Source organism: Algibacter agarivorans (assembly GCF_039543245.1).
GTDB classification, from domain to species: domain Bacteria; phylum Bacteroidota; class Bacteroidia; order Flavobacteriales; family Flavobacteriaceae; genus Algibacter_G; species Algibacter_G agarivorans.
In genome coordinates, this window is record NZ_BAABJJ010000044.1 from 286,436 (window position 1) to 303,487 (window position 17,052).

The following is a 17,052-nucleotide window of genomic DNA, read 5'->3' on the forward strand; positions in this document are numbered from 1 at the left end:
AACAAAATATTGACAGATTGCCACGTCGCTCACTCCTCGCAATGACCTTTTAAAAAGATATAACGGAAAGCAGGAAGAAACCTTATTAAAAATGCAACTACCATAGGGTACAAATTTTTATTACTTTTGGTTTATGCTGAAAAACAAAAAACTACTCATAGCTTTAAGCTTAATTCCACAATATTTTGTAGTTAAGTTGCTTTCGAATTTCCCCGAATTTGTAGAGCAATATTATAGCAATGGTCTATACCAATATATTTCGAAAATCTCTAGGTTTATATTAGGATGGTTACCGTTTTCATTTGGTGATTTGGTATATGTATTAGCTATTATTTATGTGGTGAGATGGTTTTACCTAAATAGAAAACGCTTACGAAAGGATACCAAAAATTGGGGGATTGATGTACTAGCTACTTTTGCGATTTTTTATTTTGCATTTCATTTCTTGTGGGGCATGAACTATCATAGATTACCGTTGCATAAAAGTTTAAATATTAAGAATGAATACACCACTGAGCAATTGGTAAAAGTAACAGAAAAGTTGATTAAAAAATCGAATAAATTACATGCTGAATTATCAAAAAATGATACTGTTAAAGTGGATTTACCATTCAGCAAATCTGAAATTCTTGATATGGCTCCTATGGGTTACGAGAATTTAAAATTGATTTTTAAGCATTTAGATTATCATCCGAAAAGTATAAAAAAATCGTTATTAAGTTACCCGCTCACGTATATGGGATATAGTGGCTATTTGAATCCTTTAACAAATGAAGGACAAGTTAATGGTTTGATTCCCGTCTATAAATTCCCTACTACAACCTGCCATGAAATTGCGCATCAATTAGGGTATGCTGCTGAAAATGAAGCTAATTTTATTGGTTTTTTGGCTACGACGAACCATGATAATATTTATTTTAAATACTCTGGCTACACCTTTGGATTGCGTTTTTGTTTAAATGAAATTTACAGACGTGATGAGGCACTATATGATACTATGGTTGAAACGGTAAATAAAGGGATTTTAAAAAACTACAGAGAAGTTCGGGATTTTTGGGATGTTCACCAAAATCCAACCGAACCTTTATTTAAAGGTTTTTACAATAACTTTTTAAAGGCGAACAAACAAGATAAGGGGATGCAAAGCTATAACTATGTGGTAGCGTTATTGGTTAATTATTTTGAAGCTGAGGGTTTTTGATTATACTAAAATTACCTCTTAAAAAGTTGACACGAATTTACCGAATAATTACTAATTGTTAATTGGTATTTCTGAACGGAAGTTTACGTAGATTTTCACGCAAAGCGAATACTGAAAAGTTAATGTTTATTTCGCTAAAATACGCAGCGTGTTTTCATATGAAACTAAACATCTTAATCTTCAACGTGAACAACTGAATACTGAGACTGCGACTGTTAACTTTTTTGTCGCGCAAAGACGCAAAGGCGCAAAGCTTACTCTTGCTAAACAAAATTAATCTGTGACGAGACCTCCACTGAGACTGTTACTAAACAATTTCTGCACTTAACCCCGCTTCGAGAAGCATAGAACAACGTGGCTTTAAATCGTCATAAAGACCTGTTTTTACGGTACACTTTCCTTTATAATGTACTAGCATAGCACATTGCTCTGCTTGTTCTGCTGTATGGTCGCAAGCATAAATGAGTGTTTCTATAACGTGGTCGAAGGTGTTGACATCATCGTTGTGCAAAACAATTTCGTTTTGAGTTGAAACTTCTTCTTGAAGTAATAATTCTTCGGATGTTTTTTCTCTTGTACTCATATATTATTGTCTTACAGACATTTCCCTTAAGGGAAAGTTGTTGTTTAATAAATTAATTAATGTACTAATTTAAAAATTTTAACGACACCCAATTGTTTCTTTCTAATTTTTCTTCAAATTTTAACATATGTTTTTCACATTCAGTTTGAATTAAAAGAATATCATCATTATAAAACCCGCTTAAAAACAACATGCCATTTTCATTCAAGCATGAGGCATACGTTTTCATGTCTTGTAAAAGAATGTTACGATTGATATTCGCAATAATAACATCATATTTTTTACCTTTTAAAACACTGGCATCTCCTTCAATAACGGTAATGTTTCCACAATTATTACGTTCTACATTCTCCAGACTATTAAGGTAGCACCAATTATCATAATCTACCGCATCCAATAATTTTGCGCCTTTTAGTTCTGCAAGAATAGCAAGAACACCTGTACCGCAGCCCATATCTAAAACCGACTTATTATTAAAATCATTCTTTAAAATATGCTGAATCATCATGTGTGTAGTTTCATGATGTCCTGTACCAAAGCTCATTTTTGGTTCAATTACGATATCGTATGTGGTATTTTGTTTTTCATGAAACGGCGCACGTACAGAACATGCATCATCAACAATAATGGGATTGAAATTCTTTTCCCATTCTTCGTTCCAATTGGTTTGCTCAATTTCGTTGAATTCGAAAGTAATTTCAAATTCATCGGAATTCAATATTTGAATATCTTCTAAAATGTAAGCATGCCATGCTTCCTTTTGAATATAAGCCGTAGCACCTGCTTCTGTTTCTACAAAACTTTCAAAACCTGCATAACCTAGTTCTGCAATTAGGATTTCTACTCCAGGTTGTAATGGAGATATTTTGAAGTGGTACCCTATATAAATTGTGTTTGACATTTTGATTTATGACAGTTTTTAGCGGATAAACCCGCGTTAGCGATTGTAGCGGAAATCCTTTTTAAAATATAGACATGTTAAAACACAAATTTAGAATTAAGTATTTGGCAGATTGCCACGTCGTTAGTCCTAGCAATGACATTTTAAAAAGATTGGAGAGTAAAGCGCGACCCCGAATTTTCTTCGGGATAACGCCCAAAATAATTTTATTTAAAATATGTTTTACTTAAAATGCATTTACAATAGCGAAAAAGTCGTCTGCATTAAGTGCAGCTCCACCAATTAGCCCACCATCTACATCTGGCTTAGAAAAGATTTCTTCAGCATTTGCTGGCTTAACACTTCCTCCATAAAGAATTGAAACTTCATCAGCAACATCATTTCCGTATTTGTCAGCTAAAGTTTTTCTGATAAATGCATGCATATCTTGTGCTTGCTCTGGACTTGCAGTTTCGCCAGTACCAATAGCCCAAACAGGCTCGTAAGCCAATACAATATCTTGAAACGCAGCAGCCCCTAAATGAAATAATCCATTTTTAATTTGATTTCCAACTACAGTTTCTTCGTTACCTGATTTTCTATCTGCTAATTCTTCACCAAAACAGAAAATAACACGCATCCCTTTTGCCAAAGCAGCATCTACTTTTTTAGCAAGTAATTCATCAGTTTCGTTAAAATACTCACGACGCTCGCTATGTCCTAAAATAACCGTATTCACTCCAATACTTTTTAACATGCTTGCACTAATCTCACCTGTATAAGCTCCATTTTCAGCAAAATGCATGTTTTGTGCCACAACCTCGATAGTTGAATTTTCTAATGCTTTATTTGCTTGATATAAGTTGGTAAACGTTGGCGCTACCATAACCTCAGCATCTGTTGTTTTTGTTTGTGCTTTTAATTTTGAGATTAACGCTTCAGTCTGTGCTAAATCGTTATTCATTTTCCAATTTCCGGCTACTATTTGTTTTCTCATAATATTGTGCGAACCTCATAAAAAGAGAGGGATATATTTATTTATAAATTAATTTTTCTTGTTTTGACACACAAAAATAGTTAATTTTTTAATGCTTCTATTAACTTATTGTCATCAGCTTCAATAACATCAAATACAACGATTTCGCCAGCTTCATTTATGACCATATATCTAGGAATCCAGCTAATATTTACAAAATCTGCGAAATCGCAATTCTTAGCAGATGGCATAAAGTAATGCTCACCTTGTATATCGTATTTTTTGATGCCTCTAATCCAAGTGCTATGTGTCCTATCTAAAGACATAAAAATATAGGCAGCATCTTTATATTCTTGTTGTAATGCTTTTACTTTAGGCATGCCTTTTATACAATCGCCACACCAAGATGCCCAAATATCTATAACTATTGTTTTACCTTTTTGAGCTTCTAAAATGTCTTTAAATGATATGCTATCACCATTTAAGGTTTCAAATACATCATTTAAAGCGGCCTCTGAAAATTGGGTTGGGGTTTCCTTAGTACAGCTAAATATTGTTATTAATAATATTAGTATATATTTTATTTTTTTCATGCGCTATTTTCAATTTGAAAGATTTCCCTTTTCCAGGAAACAAAAAAATTATTCTAATTTGACTTTTGGGTCTAACCAAACATAAATTAAGTCGACAAAAATGTTTATAATTACAAACATGGTTGCTATTATTAAAACAGCCCCCATAATTACAGGCAAATCTAAGGTATTCAATGCATTTACGATTTCTTTTCCTAAGCCATTCCAGCCAAAAATATATTCTACAAATACGGCTCCTGCCAACATAGATGCAAACCAACCAGAAATAGCCGTAACTACTGGATTCAAGGCGTTTTTAACGGCGTGCTTTTTAATAATTTGAAATTCGCTCAAGCCCTTTGCTCTTGCTGTTCTTATATAATCCTGATTAAAAACTTCTAATAGACTATTGCGCATTAATTGAATGACTACAGCCAACGGACGAATGCCCAATACAATGGCGGGCAATATTAAATTTTTCCATTTAATATGCATGGCTTCACCAAAATCATCAAGTTCATAAAGACTGCCTGTCATTTCTAAGTTTGTATATTCATGAAGTAAATACCCAAAGAACCATGCAAATAAAATGGCACTAAAAAACGATGGAATACTCATGCCAAACGTACTGAATATCTGAATGGTTTTATCTAGCCATCTATCTTTATACAATGCTGAAACGATGCCTAAAAGCACCCCTAAAATCATAGCGATAATTATAGCGGTAACTGCAAGTACAAATGTATTTGGAAGCGTTTCTGCTAAAACTTGGCTTACTTTTTTTCCTTGTTTTGCAAATGACTCCCTTAAATAAGGAAACTTTAAAACGGCTATTGTTTTTCCTATGGAAAATAATTTGGTTGCTGAATATTTATTTTGACTTAAAAATGTATAATCTTGTGAACTATTGGAGTGAAATGAAATTGGAGATAAATCATTTAGATAATACAAATACTGGGTACTTATGGGTTTATCAAAACCGTATTTCTGCTTAACCAGAGCTAGTTGTTCACTATCTTCATTTTGTCCCATCATCATTTGGGCAGGGTCTCCCGGGAGGACACTAAACAATAAGAAAATAACAGTTACTACTCCAAATAGTGTGAGTAAAGCATAGAAAATTTTATTTAGTAGATAATTAATCAGTTGTTGAGCTGTTTGTTGTTAAGTTGACACGTCCCGATAGCTATTGGGATTACCAATTAATTCGATATAAATTATTAATTATTTATCCTTTAATTTTACTTGAATTATTCCTGTATAAATAGTGTCTTTTTCTATATTTAATGCTTCTATCTGAATAGAATCCTTAATAACATTAACACTTTCAATTTTCGATGAGTCTAAAGCTTCAACGTCCTTTTTAGTTGAAGGTACATCATTAATAAAATAAGCAATTATATCTTCCACTTCCTTTGGTTCTGCTTTTCTTTCAACTTTAGGCAAATCCAAATCATCAATATCGTTCCAATGTACCTTTTGTTTTACAGTCCCTTTGTCCAATTCTAATATTCCTGGATTAGAGCGAACGACTGTTTTAAGGGCTTTTTCATCACATAAATACCAATCAAAATTAATATCGTAAGCGTCATTGATACGCTGTTTTGCTTCTTCTCCCGATGCGGTTAACCCAATAATTTTATAACCTTTATTTCTAGCTTCAACTTGCAATGCCTTTAACTTTAAAGCACCGTCTCTTTCCATTTTCTCTAAACTATATGATATTATTACAATAAGATTATCTTCAGCTAAAAATTGCTCAGTTAGGTTTTTATCTTCGGTTTCTATCGAAAAATCTACAACTGGTGGCTGATAGCCTTCTTGAATAACCTTAGTATCTACACTTATAAAATCACCTTCAACTTCAGGATAAGAACCATTGGTAGTAATGACTTTCTCTTGCCCATTCAACTTGAATTTCCAATAATATTCAACAATTGGTTTTTGAGCATCTTCTGGCACACTCATACCTTTCTTAATATTATTTCCAATCTTATATGCTCTAAAATCGATTACAGGTAAATGCATCAACACATGATAGCCAAACCACAAACTAATTACAAAACCCAATAATCCCAAAACGGTTGTTGGCAATTTACCATATAATGGTTTAATATGTTTTACTCCAATAAATAGAATAATGATCAACACTAAAAGCACGACATCTTTCCAAAATGTTTCCCAAGGTTTTAGTTTTAAAAAATCGCCAAAACAGCCACAATCTTTTACTTTTTCGAAATAAGCGGCATAAAAAGTTAAAAATGTAAAGAATACAATCATGCCCAATAAACTCCAAACCGTGAATTTTGGTTTATAGCCAATAAGCAAGAATATGCCTAAAACGACTTCGAAAACGACCACTAAAACCGAAATCATTAAAGCATAAGGTTCTAAAAAAGGAATATTTAAAACGTCTGGACTAAAATATTCTTGTAATTTATATGAAAATCCTAAAGGATCATTTAGCTTAATGAATCCAGAGAAGATGAATAATGCACCAACTAATAGCCTTGATATGTTTACTAATAATTTCATGATTTTTCTTCATTTAAATGAATCAACGCAAAAACCGCATAATTAATCATATCTTGATAATTAGCATCAATCCCTTCACTAACAATAGTTTTACCTTTATTATCCTCTATTTGCTTTACTCTTAAAAGTTTTTGTAAAATCAAATCGGTTAAACTACTTACCCGCATATCTCGCCACGCCTCACCATAATCATGATTCTTGTCTTCCATGAGCTGTTTTGTAATCGCAGCTTTTTCAGTATATAATTTTGTAGCTTCTTCAGTCGACATATCTGGTTGTTCTACAACACCCTTTTCTAACTGAATTAAAGCCATAATGCAGTAATTAATAATACCTATAAATTCGCTTTCTTGCCCTTCATCTACTTTCTGCACATCATTTTGTTGTAAACCTCTAATACGTTGTGCTTTTATAAAAATTTGGTCTGTAAGTGATGGCAACCTTAGTATTCTCCATGCACTGCCATAATCACTCATCTTATTAATAAATAAACTTTTGCAGGTATCTATTACGGCATCATATTGTTTTGAAGTATCTTGCATAAATAAATTCAATTTTGCGTAAATTTCGCATAAATAATTAGAATGTTCAAGGTTTCTGGTTTAAAGTTTTAAACTATGTACCAACACCTTACAAAACCATATAAATGACTATTAATTGTAAAGGACAGCTCATTGATTTATCATCACCAAAAGTGATGGGTATATTAAACATCACACCCGATTCATTTTATGATGGTGGTAAGCATAAAGATGAAAAAAGCATACTACTTCATGTTGAGCGTATGCTTAATGAAGGTGCTACTTTTATTGATGTTGGCGCTTACAGTTCTCGCCCAAATGCAGACCATGTTAGTGAAACCGATGAATTAAATCGTATACTCCCTATTGTTAATTTAATTTTGAAAGCGTTTCCAAATATACTATTGTCTATTGATACTTTTAGAAGTGAAGTCGCTAAACAATGTATTGAAGCTGGAGCTGCTTTAATTAACGATATTTCGGCAGGAACATTAGATGATAATATGTTGCAAACCATTGCTAATTTACATATACCCTATATTATGATGCACATGCGAGGGACACCCAAAACCATGCAACAACAAACCGATTATGATAATTTAGTAAAAGATATTCTGTTTTATTTTTCTGAACGCATAGCGGCAGCCAAAGCTTTGGGAATGGTAGATATAATTGTTGATCCTGGTTTTGGTTTTGCTAAAACGCTAGAACAGAATTATGAATTATTAAACAAACTTGAACTTTTTAAAATAATTGAAAAACCTTTGCTTGTTGGGATTTCCAGAAAATCTATGATTTATAAAACCTTAAAAACGTCTGCTAAAGACGCCTTGAACGGAACGACCGTTTTAAATACAGTGGCGTTGCAAAAAGGCGCATCCATTTTAAGGGTTCATGATGTTAAAGAAGCTATTGAATGTATTACTTTAGTTAAGTCGTTAAGTCGTTAAGAGAAAATGAGATATTATATTTTACTAATTACCATATTTTTTATGTTTTCTTGCGGAAACGAAAGAGTGCTTCACTTACCTGAGGTTAATCATTCTGAAATTACAGATATTAAAGATGTTTCTCATGCGTACTTATTTTATGATGAAACTAAAACGGATAGTGTTGAACTAAATAGAAAAAACCTAATAAGCACTACCAATTGGTTGATTAATGTGGATAAACGATTAACACTTAAACAAGCGATTCCGCATATTAAATATTTACAAGACAAAAAGGCCAATTCTAGCCATAAAAATGAAACTGCTAAAAACTATTTTACTTGTAATGATACGAGTAGAAAGGATTTAGGGTTTATAGAATTTACGGATGTTTCATTTAAAAATGAATCATTAGACAACTATTCTGGAGTACTATCAAGTTTTGAAGATTCCGGAAACTCAACAGCCATAGCTTTTGAGGATGACAATGAAATTACAATTGCAAGTGCCCTATTGAACTCTGTGATTTTAGAAACAACGAAAGATAGCTTATCATATTACTTAAAAAAGTGTGACACTATAAATGGAATGATTTTACTAAATTTCAATGAAGCACTGACTTTTCAAAATTACATTGAATACAAATCACTTATTTCAAAAACTGTTTTAAATCACACAGAAATATCAAACACGGAATTCATTTTTAATTAACCGTATTTTATTAAATTTACAAAAACCCATCACTTTTGGAAATCTTTAATGACCTTTTAAAATTCACCCTCGTAGATATTATAGATGTTATTCTGGTAGCGCTTTTGCTCTACTATTTATACAGACTCGTTAAAGGCACTGTTGCCATCAATATTTTTCTTGGTATTATTATAATTTATGGTGCATGGCGACTTACAGACTTTCTAAACATGGAATTGCTCACGGGTATTTTTGGTGGTTTTATGAAGGTTGGAATTATTGCTTTAATTGTCGTTTTTCAACCTGAAATCAGGAAGTTTTTACTCATGGTTGGTTCAACCAATTTTAATAGAAGACGAAAATTTTTAAAGCAGTTAAGCTTTTTAAAGACTGAAACTACCAATGAAACTGATGTTGACGCTATTATTTCGGCGTGTAATAAAATGTCAAAATCTAAAACGGGTGCGCTTATTGTTTTTGAGCGTAATAATAACCTTGATTTCTTATCGTCTTCTGGCGATGAAATGAATATTAAAGTCACGCAACCTATCATTGAAAGCATCTTCTTTAAAAATAGTCCGTTGCATGATGGTGCTATTATTGTTAGCAATAATATTGTAAAAGCAACTCGAGTTATTCTTCCTGTAAATAACGAAAAACATATTCCTCAACGATTTGGTTTACGACATAGGGCTGCTATAGGTGTTACCGAAAAAACAGATGCTTTAGCACTCGTTGTTAGTGAAGAAACTGGACATATTTCTTATTTCAAAGATGGAGAATTTGTTGTTTTTGAAGACATTAATGAGCTTAATTTAATGATTAAAGATGATTTAGCTTAATATATTGTGAAAACTACAAACCCTAATACAACTTTATCACCAGAAAGTGTTATTTCAAATTCTTGTGATGGTGGAATTATAATATTTTTGGAAGTATAAATTTATAAGATTTTGCTCCTAACTAAGCCACTTCTTCCTGTAAAAACTGAACTTCATACAGGTTTTTGTAATAGCCATTTTCTTTTTTAAGCAACTCTTTGTGTGTGCCTTGTTCTACAATTTCGCCAGCTTCCATAACAATAATTTTGTCTGCTTTTTTAATAGTTGCTAATCGGTGAGCAATAACTATGGAGGTTCTGCCTTTAGTAATCTTATCCGTAGCATTTTGAATGAGTTGTTCTGAATATGAGTCTACAGAAGATGTGGCTTCATCTAAAACCAAAATACTTGGATTGGTAACATAAGCCCTTAAAAACGAAATCAATTGACGCTGACCAGAAGAGAGCATCACACCACGTTCTTTTACATTGTAATGGTAGCCATTAGGCAACGTCATAATAAAATCATGAATCCCAATATCTTTGGCTGCTTGCTGAACCTGTTCTTCAGTAATCTCTGGATGATTCAATGTAATATTATTCAAAATGGTATCCGCAAACAAAAATACATCTTGCAATACCACAGCTATTTGTGTTCTTAAAGACGACAAGGTCACATCTTTAATATTGATACCATCCACAGCAATAACACCATCGCCAATTTCATAAAAACGATTCAATAAATTAATGATAGTCGATTTTCCTGCCCCTGTTGCTCCAACTATAGCTATCGTTTCTCCCGCTTTAACCTCAAAAGAAATACCTTTTAAAACCTCTTCATCTTCAACATAACTAAAATGAACATCATCAAAGGTAATATGCCCTTTAAAAGCATCTGCAACATGTGTTCCTGTATCATCAATTTGCGAGGTGGTATCAATAACTTTAAAAACCCTTGTTGCGGCAACCATGCCCATTTGTAGGGTGTTAAACTTATCCGCTATTTGGCGTAATGGCCTAAACAGCATGGGGATATACATTATAAAGGATACTAAAACACCTTGCGATACCGAGCTCCCTTCCAAAACCACATTTAAACCACCGTACCATGCCACTAAGCCAATACATACAGAGGACACTAAATCTGCTAAAGGAAAGAAAATAGAGTTGTACCAAACGGTTTTAACCCATCCTTTTTTATGGCGCTCGTTAATCTCTTTAAAATTCTTTAATTCTATTGCTTCACGAGTAAACAATTGTAAAATTTTCATACCTGTTAATCGCTCTTGAACAAAGGAGTTTAAATTAGAAACTTCATTCCTAACTTCTTCAAACGCTTTTTTCATATATTTTTGAAAAATTCGAGTTGCATAAAGCAAAAGCGGAAGCATCACAAAAACAATACCGCTCAATTTATAATTTGTGTAAACCATAACCCCAAACACAACGGACATGGTTAGTAAATCTCTAATAATCATAAATAAACCCTGTCCAAAAATATCGGCAATACGTTCCATATCCGTTACAGCACGCGTTATAAGCACGCCAACTGAAGAATTATCATAATACTTCATTTTAAAACGTAGTAAATGGTCGAATAACTTCACGCGAACATCCATGACCAAATTCTGTCCTAACCAAGAGGCATAGTAAATAAACAACAACTGAAAAACCGTTTGCAAAATCAAAATAGCCAACATGATCATGATATAAAACAAAAAGCCTTCTTCAGCTTTAACTGCAATACTATCATCTATGGCGAATTTAGTTATATAGGGCGTTGCGGCACTAAAAACAGCCAATAAAACAACCAATATAACAAGCCCAGAAAACACAACTTTATAAGGCTTTATGTATTCAAAAAGACGCTTAAAAAGCTTAAAGTCAAAAATATTTTCTTTTGGTTTACTCATCTATAATTTTATATCGTCTGGATACTCAATGTGTGTTAAATACAGCCCATGTGCAGGAACAGAAAAACCAGCTTCACTCCTATTTTTAGATTGTATTACGGTATGTAAATGGTCAATATCTATTTTACCTAAGCCTATATTAACCATGGTGCCAACAATAGCTCTAACCATATTTCGCAAAAATCGATTGGCTTGAATTACAAAATGAAGCTCGTCATCTTTAAAAAACCATTCCGCTTTTATAATATCACAATGATACGTTTTTACTTCGGTTTTACTTTTTGAAAAGCATTGAAAATCTTTATATTCAAATAAAATTTTTGAAGCTTCATTCATTTTATCAACATCTAAAGCATGCTTTACGTAAAACACGTTCTCATTTGTAAACACATTCTTTTTAAGCGAAACTCTGTATAAATACGTTCTACTCAACGCATCAAAACGGGTGTGCGCTTCTGCTTTTACTTTAAAAATATCATGAATGGCAACATCAATTGGTAAGAACGAATTCAGTTTGAAAATTAAATCTTTTACATCAAAATTAACATCGGTATCAAAATGTGCGAACATCTGCTTAGCATGCACACCAGCATCGGTACGCCCTGCGCCCATAATCGAAATTTGCTCCCCTAACAACAAGGACAGTGCTTTTTCGGTAACTTCTTGAACCGACAAAGCATTTGGTTGATTTTGCCAACCATGATATGCACTGCCATTGTAAGAAAGTTCTATAAAATATCGCAATGGTCCTATTAATTTTTATGAAAGCACAAAGATAGACAGATTTGTGCTTCCTAAAAAGTATAGCATCTTAATTATATATTAAAAGATTTTTTGGGCGTTACCCAAGGGTCGGGCTTTATTCGTTGGTTTCTATTTTAAATTATTGAACTCATGAATATAAATATTTCACTACTCGCTCCCTCCTAAGGTCGGGGAGTTCAAACATGCCGTTCAATCTCTAACGCGGGTGCTTGTTAGCTTTTGTTTTTAAATGGGAAGTTGTTATTTTTGGAGTGGTTCGTTTAATGCAAAGATAAAGTTCCGTTTCAATGAACTTTATCGATTGTTAAACGAAGTTATCCAATTTTTCTTATAAAGTCAAGTAATCATAATCAGTTTGTGAAAGATTAAACCAATAATCCATAACTTTACCAACATACATTACAGTAAAAAATTAATGACCAAAATACTCCTCCTCTCTGACACCCATAGTTATATAGACAACAACATTTTAAAGTACGTAAAACAAGCAGATGAAGTCTGGCACGCTGGAGATATTGGCGATTTAAAAGTTACCGATACTATAAAAGCTTTAAAACCCTTACGCGGCGTTTACGGTAATATTGATGATGATAAAGTCCGTTTAGAATACCCAGAGCATAACCGATTTATGTGTGAAGGTGTTGATGTTTGGATAACCCATATTGGCGGTTATCCGCCTAAATACAATATACGCGTTACTGAAGAAATTAAACAAAACCCACCAAGACTATTTATTTGTGGGCATTCGCATATTTTAAAAGTAATGCCCGATAAAAAACTCAACTTAATACACATGAATCCAGGTGCTGTGGGTAAACATGGCTTTCATAAAGTAAGAACCATGCTCCGCTTTACCATCGACGGAAAAAAAATTGATAATTTGGAGGTTATTGAGTTTCCTGTTAGGCATCCCTAAAAGCCCCTCCTAAATCCTCTCCAAATGAGGAGGCCTTCCTCACTATTACGGCATAATAGTTTCTAAATTTAAATCAAACATTTTTTATAGAATTAAGTGTTCCCTTCCTTGGAAGGGTTAGGGATGGGTTGATTCCTCACTGAGGCTATCAAGTAAGTAAAACCAAAGATTGAAACCTAAATTTGGCGAATATGTGCGTTAGAGATTGCAGCGGCATCCTTTTTTGTGCTTAACTATACGTTTAGATTTGAAACTGATTTAAGATATGTGAAAAACACTTGATGAGATACTGAAACAATCCCGATAGTTATCGGGACAGCACAAGAAAGATATAGCCCTTCGACTGCGCTCAGGATAAACTCCAAGCCCGACCCCTTTTCGGGGTAACGCCCAAATTATCGTTATAATTCTGATAAAAAAACGGAATCACTCGAAGTGACACAAAAAAACACTACTATTTTGTTTGATAAGTTGTAAATTTGCAGCTATTTTAAAAACAGTAAACATTATTATTTATGAGTCAAGTAAAAGAAAATGATACGGTAAAAGTTCATTACACAGGAAAATTAAGCAATGGTCAAGTTTTTGATAGTTCGTTAGAGAGAGAACCATTGGAAGTAACTCTAGGTCAAGGTATGCTTATTCCTGGTTTTGAAAAAGGGATTATGACCATGGAATTAAACGAGAAAAAAACAATAAATATTCCTGTTGCTGAAGCTTATGGCGATGTGCAACAAGAATTGTTATACGAAGTAAAAAAAGAACAACTTCCACAAGATATGGCTCCAGAAGTAGGTATGGGACTAGCATCTAAAGGTGAGGATGGTAGAGAAGTACAATTTCGTATTGCCGAAGTTAAAGAAGATCATATTGTTGTTGATGCTAATCACCCGTTAGCAGGGCATGATTTGACGTTCGATTTAGAACTTATTGAAATAAAGTAAAAAAAGAAGCCCTTCCTAAATCCTTCCCATAAGGGAAGGACTTGCTTACTCTTCCGGCATAGTATTACTACTATAATTACGCATTTATAGGTCTGAGTGTTCCCCTCCTTTGGAGGGATTAAGGGAGGAGAAAAAAACACCCCTAAAGTCCCCTCAAGGGGACAATAAAAAACCCAAAGCTTTCACCTTGGGTTTTTTCGCACTAATACTACTAAGATGTTAGGTTTATCGTAATCTGTCAACAGATTTTACAAGATCTTCATCCTTCTTGATGGCCTTATTGGCTAATGCCAAAAACACGATAGAAACAATAGGGAGAAGCATCCCAATACCTTTCTCAGAAACCGCCGTTTCTCCAGATACATTTAGTGATTGATACACGAAAAATCCTAGTAAAAAAAAATTTAATATGATGTTAAGTCGTCCCAGCATAAATTGAGACTTCCTGTTTTTATACCTAAATATTGATATGATTGAAAAAAATGCAGATACTAAAAAAGCAGCAAACACATAATTAACATCAGCAGCAAACACTCTAACACCGCTATCTGTAATCCATAAATGAAATACATAAATTAAGCCAGCAGAAACTCCTGCTGCAATTAAAAGATATACGGTTTGAATACGTTGTAGCATATAATTTTATAAGTATATTACTTATATCTTAAATTAACTTAAATAAAACACGCTTTTTTACTTTCTATTTCAAAATAAAAATATACCGTAGCTTAGACTATGCTATATTTTTCTTTCTCATATTAAAAGAAAAAATCATCATTTTCTTTTACAGCAAATTCAATATATAAATAATATTGAACCGCAAAAATACTAGAATTAATGCTAAAAATTAAAATAAAGTTGTATAATTGCAGTAATAATTCACAACAACCGCAAGAACAAGCGGTTAATTCTTCAAGAATAAAATTATTTTTTTCAGAATAACTCAAATTTGTATTCAAAACAAAATATTCAATAAACATAAATGTTTGAAATTTCCCAATTAAAAGAAAAGAAACTCTCTGATTTACAAGAGATTGCAAAAAAACTGAGCGTTCCTAAATACCGTTCATTAAAAAAATTAGATTTAGTTTATCAAATACTAGATCAACAAGCTGCTGATCCAACCGCAGTAAAAGCGGTGGTAACAACTGCAAATCCTACAGAGGCTAAGATAGACACAGACTCTAAACCAGTAGCTAGAAAACCTAGACAACGGGTTCAAAAACCTGTAAAAAACGCACCTGCAAAAACCGAAGAAAATCCGGTTGCAGAAAGCAAAACTGAAGTCGTTGAAAAAGTTGAAGCAACTGAAGTAACTGAAGCAACTGAGACTGTTGAAGCAACAAAAAAACAAGCTAAACAAGGACCAAAACCTGTACATAAGCCAAACCCAAGACCACAAGGCGATAACCCAAAAAAGCCTAATCCAAGACCACAAAGCAAAAGTCAACATAAAGGCCAAAAGAACGGTAATGTTGACAGTGGAAATAAAGATAGTAGAAACCGCTATCGTGAACCCGATTTTGAGTTTGATGCTATTATTGAAAGTGAAGGCGTATTAGACATCATGCAAGATGGTTATGGTTTTTTAAGATCTTCAGATTATAATTATTTATCATCTCCCGATGATATTTATGTATCTCAATCACAAATAAGATTATTCGGTTTAAAAGTTGGAGATACGGTTTTAGGGAATGTGCGACCACCAAAAGAAGGCGAAAAATATTTTCCTTTAATAAAAGTGAGACGAATTAATGGTCAAAACCCAAATGTAGTAAGAGACCGTGTGTCTTTTGAGCATTTAACACCATTATTTCCACAAGAAAAATTTAATTTAGCAGAACGTCAAAGTACAATTTCCACTAGAATTATGGATTTGTTCGCACCTATTGGTAAAGGACAACGTGGTATGATCGTATCGCAACCAAAAACTGGTAAAACCATGTTATTAAAGGATGTTGCTAATGCTATTGCAGCAAATCATCCTGAAGTATATCAAATGATTTTATTAATTGATGAACGTCCTGAGGAAGTAACAGACATGCAACGTAATGTTCGTGGCGAAGTTATAGCTTCAACCTTTGATAAAGAGGCTCACGAGCACGTAAAAATTGCAAATATTGTTCTTGAAAAAGCAAAACGATTAGTAGAATGCGGACACGATGTAGTTATTCTTTTAGACTCCATTACGCGTTTAGCAAGAGCCTATAATAGCGTGCAACCTGCATCTGGTAAGATATTAAGTGGTGGTGTTGATGCCAATGCATTACACAAACCTAAACGTTTCTTTGGTGCCGCCCGTAATATTGAAAATGGAGGGTCATTAACCATTATCGCAACTGCACTTACAGAAACAGGTTCTAAAATGGATGAAGTGATTTTTGAAGAATTTAAAGGAACCGGTAACATGGAGCTTCAATTGGATAGAAAAATATCTAACCGTAGAATTTTCCCAGCTATCGACCTGACTTCTTCAAGTACACGTAGAGATGATATTCTTTTAGACCCTACAACCATGCAACGTATGTGGGTTATGCGTAAATACCTTGCGGATATGAATCCTGTTGAAGCTATGGAATTCATTAACGAGCGTTTCAAACAAACTAAAAATAACGAAGAGTTTTTAATCTCTATGAATGGTTAAGACCAACTCTTAGAACATACTAAACTAGACTAAACTAAATTCAAAAAAGTCTTAACTTTAAAATGTTGAGGCTTTTTTTTGTGTTTAATATGGCACTTTCAGATGCACACAAATACTTGTAAATCAGCGATATAATTCGTAAATTAGAATAAACAAACCCCGA

The 17,052-nt window shown here is 33.3% G+C and carries 17 protein-coding genes; 7 read left to right on the plus strand and 10 right to left on the minus strand.

Annotation, left to right across the window (positions count from 1 at the left end; translation table 11 throughout):
- Window positions 1–133 precede the first annotated feature (133 nt).
- A complete protein-coding gene (locus ABD935_RS16165) occupies window positions 134–1,201 on the plus strand; it encodes a DUF3810 domain-containing protein (RefSeq protein WP_345193867.1) in 1,068 nt (355 codons plus the stop codon).
- A gap of 307 nt (window positions 1,202–1,508) precedes the next feature.
- Here the strand turns inward: ABD935_RS16165 and ABD935_RS16170 are convergent, their stop codons facing one another.
- From ABD935_RS16170 to ABD935_RS16200, 7 genes are all read right to left on the minus strand, one after another.
- Window positions 1,509–1,784, minus strand: a complete 276-nt coding sequence (locus tag ABD935_RS16170; RefSeq protein ID WP_345193869.1) for an ATP-dependent Clp protease adaptor ClpS — start codon at window positions 1,782–1,784, stop codon at window positions 1,509–1,511.
- A gap of 64 nt (window positions 1,785–1,848) precedes the next feature.
- Window positions 1,849–2,685, minus strand: a complete 837-nt coding sequence (gene prmA / locus ABD935_RS16175; protein ID WP_345193872.1) for a 50S ribosomal protein L11 methyltransferase — start codon at window positions 2,683–2,685, stop codon at window positions 1,849–1,851.
- A gap of 226 nt (window positions 2,686–2,911) precedes the next feature.
- Window positions 2,912–3,661: a triose-phosphate isomerase gene (tpiA, locus tag ABD935_RS16180; protein WP_345193874.1), complete on the minus strand. Its 750-nt coding sequence runs from the start codon at window positions 3,659–3,661 to the stop codon at window positions 2,912–2,914.
- 80 nt (window positions 3,662–3,741) lie between these two features.
- Window positions 3,742–4,233 carry a TlpA family protein disulfide reductase gene (locus ABD935_RS16185; protein ID WP_345193876.1) on the minus strand — a complete coding sequence of 164 codons (492 nt, stop codon included), beginning with the start codon at window positions 4,231–4,233 and terminating at the stop codon, window positions 3,742–3,744.
- 48 nt (window positions 4,234–4,281) lie between these two features.
- Complete coding sequence (locus ABD935_RS16190) at window positions 4,282–5,358, minus strand: ABC transporter permease (protein ID WP_345193917.1); 1,077 nt, start codon at window positions 5,356–5,358, stop codon at window positions 4,282–4,284.
- Window positions 5,359–5,436: 78 nt separating this feature from the next.
- Window positions 5,437–6,747, minus strand: coding sequence for a BT_3928 family protein (locus ABD935_RS16195; protein ID WP_345193878.1), 1,311 nt, complete (start codon window positions 6,745–6,747; stop codon window positions 5,437–5,439).
- Complete coding sequence (locus ABD935_RS16200; protein ID WP_345193880.1) at window positions 6,744–7,289, minus strand: DUF1599 domain-containing protein; 546 nt, start codon at window positions 7,287–7,289, stop codon at window positions 6,744–6,746. Before ABD935_RS16200 ends, ABD935_RS16195 begins: the two co-directional genes overlap by 4 nt.
- A 104-nt stretch (window positions 7,290–7,393) precedes the next feature.
- Here ABD935_RS16200 and folP point away from each other — a divergent pair, with 104 nt between their 5' ends.
- From folP to ABD935_RS16215, 3 genes are read left to right on the plus strand one after another with little or no spacing between them, the layout of a single operon-like run.
- A complete protein-coding gene (gene folP, locus ABD935_RS16205) occupies window positions 7,394–8,218 on the plus strand; it encodes a dihydropteroate synthase (protein WP_345193882.1) in 825 nt (274 codons plus the stop codon).
- A 6-nt stretch (window positions 8,219–8,224) separates the two neighbouring features.
- A complete protein-coding gene (locus tag ABD935_RS16210) occupies window positions 8,225–8,908 on the plus strand; it encodes a hypothetical protein (protein WP_345193884.1) in 684 nt (227 codons plus the stop codon).
- A 35-nt stretch (window positions 8,909–8,943) separates the two neighbouring features.
- Window positions 8,944–9,729 carry a diadenylate cyclase gene (locus ABD935_RS16215; RefSeq protein ID WP_345193886.1) on the plus strand — a complete coding sequence of 262 codons (786 nt, stop codon included), beginning with the start codon at window positions 8,944–8,946 and terminating at the stop codon, window positions 9,727–9,729.
- A 121-nt stretch (window positions 9,730–9,850) separates the two neighbouring features.
- Here the strand turns inward: ABD935_RS16215 and ABD935_RS16220 are convergent, their stop codons facing one another.
- Both ABD935_RS16220 and truA read right to left on the minus strand, forming a co-directional pair.
- The gene (locus tag ABD935_RS16220; RefSeq protein ID WP_345193889.1) at window positions 9,851–11,620 is read right to left on the minus strand and encodes an ABC transporter ATP-binding protein; all 1,770 of its coding nucleotides are present in this window, start codon (window positions 11,618–11,620) and stop codon (window positions 9,851–9,853) included.
- Window positions 11,621–12,364, minus strand: coding sequence for a tRNA pseudouridine(38-40) synthase TruA (gene truA / locus ABD935_RS16225; RefSeq protein WP_345193891.1), 744 nt, complete (start codon window positions 12,362–12,364; stop codon window positions 11,621–11,623).
- Between the two features lie 436 nt (window positions 12,365–12,800).
- Between truA and ABD935_RS16230 the strand changes: the two genes are divergently transcribed.
- A complete protein-coding gene (locus tag ABD935_RS16230) occupies window positions 12,801–13,301 on the plus strand; it encodes a metallophosphoesterase family protein (RefSeq protein WP_345193893.1) in 501 nt (166 codons plus the stop codon).
- 515 nt (window positions 13,302–13,816) lie between these two features.
- A complete protein-coding gene (locus tag ABD935_RS16235) occupies window positions 13,817–14,245 on the plus strand; it encodes an FKBP-type peptidyl-prolyl cis-trans isomerase (RefSeq protein ID WP_345193896.1) in 429 nt (142 codons plus the stop codon).
- Window positions 14,246–14,470: 225 nt separating this feature from the next.
- On the opposite strand, the gene ABD935_RS16240 is transcribed toward ABD935_RS16235, so the two are convergent.
- Window positions 14,471–14,881, minus strand: a complete 411-nt coding sequence (locus ABD935_RS16240; RefSeq protein WP_345193898.1) for a DUF4293 domain-containing protein — start codon at window positions 14,879–14,881, stop codon at window positions 14,471–14,473.
- 346 nt (window positions 14,882–15,227) lie between these two features.
- On the opposite strand from ABD935_RS16240, the gene rho reads away from it, so the two are divergent.
- Window positions 15,228–16,889 (plus strand): transcription termination factor Rho, encoded by a 1,662-nt coding sequence (gene rho, locus ABD935_RS16245; RefSeq protein WP_345193900.1) that lies wholly within the window; start codon window positions 15,228–15,230, stop codon window positions 16,887–16,889.
- Window positions 16,890–17,052: the final 163 nt, after the last annotated feature.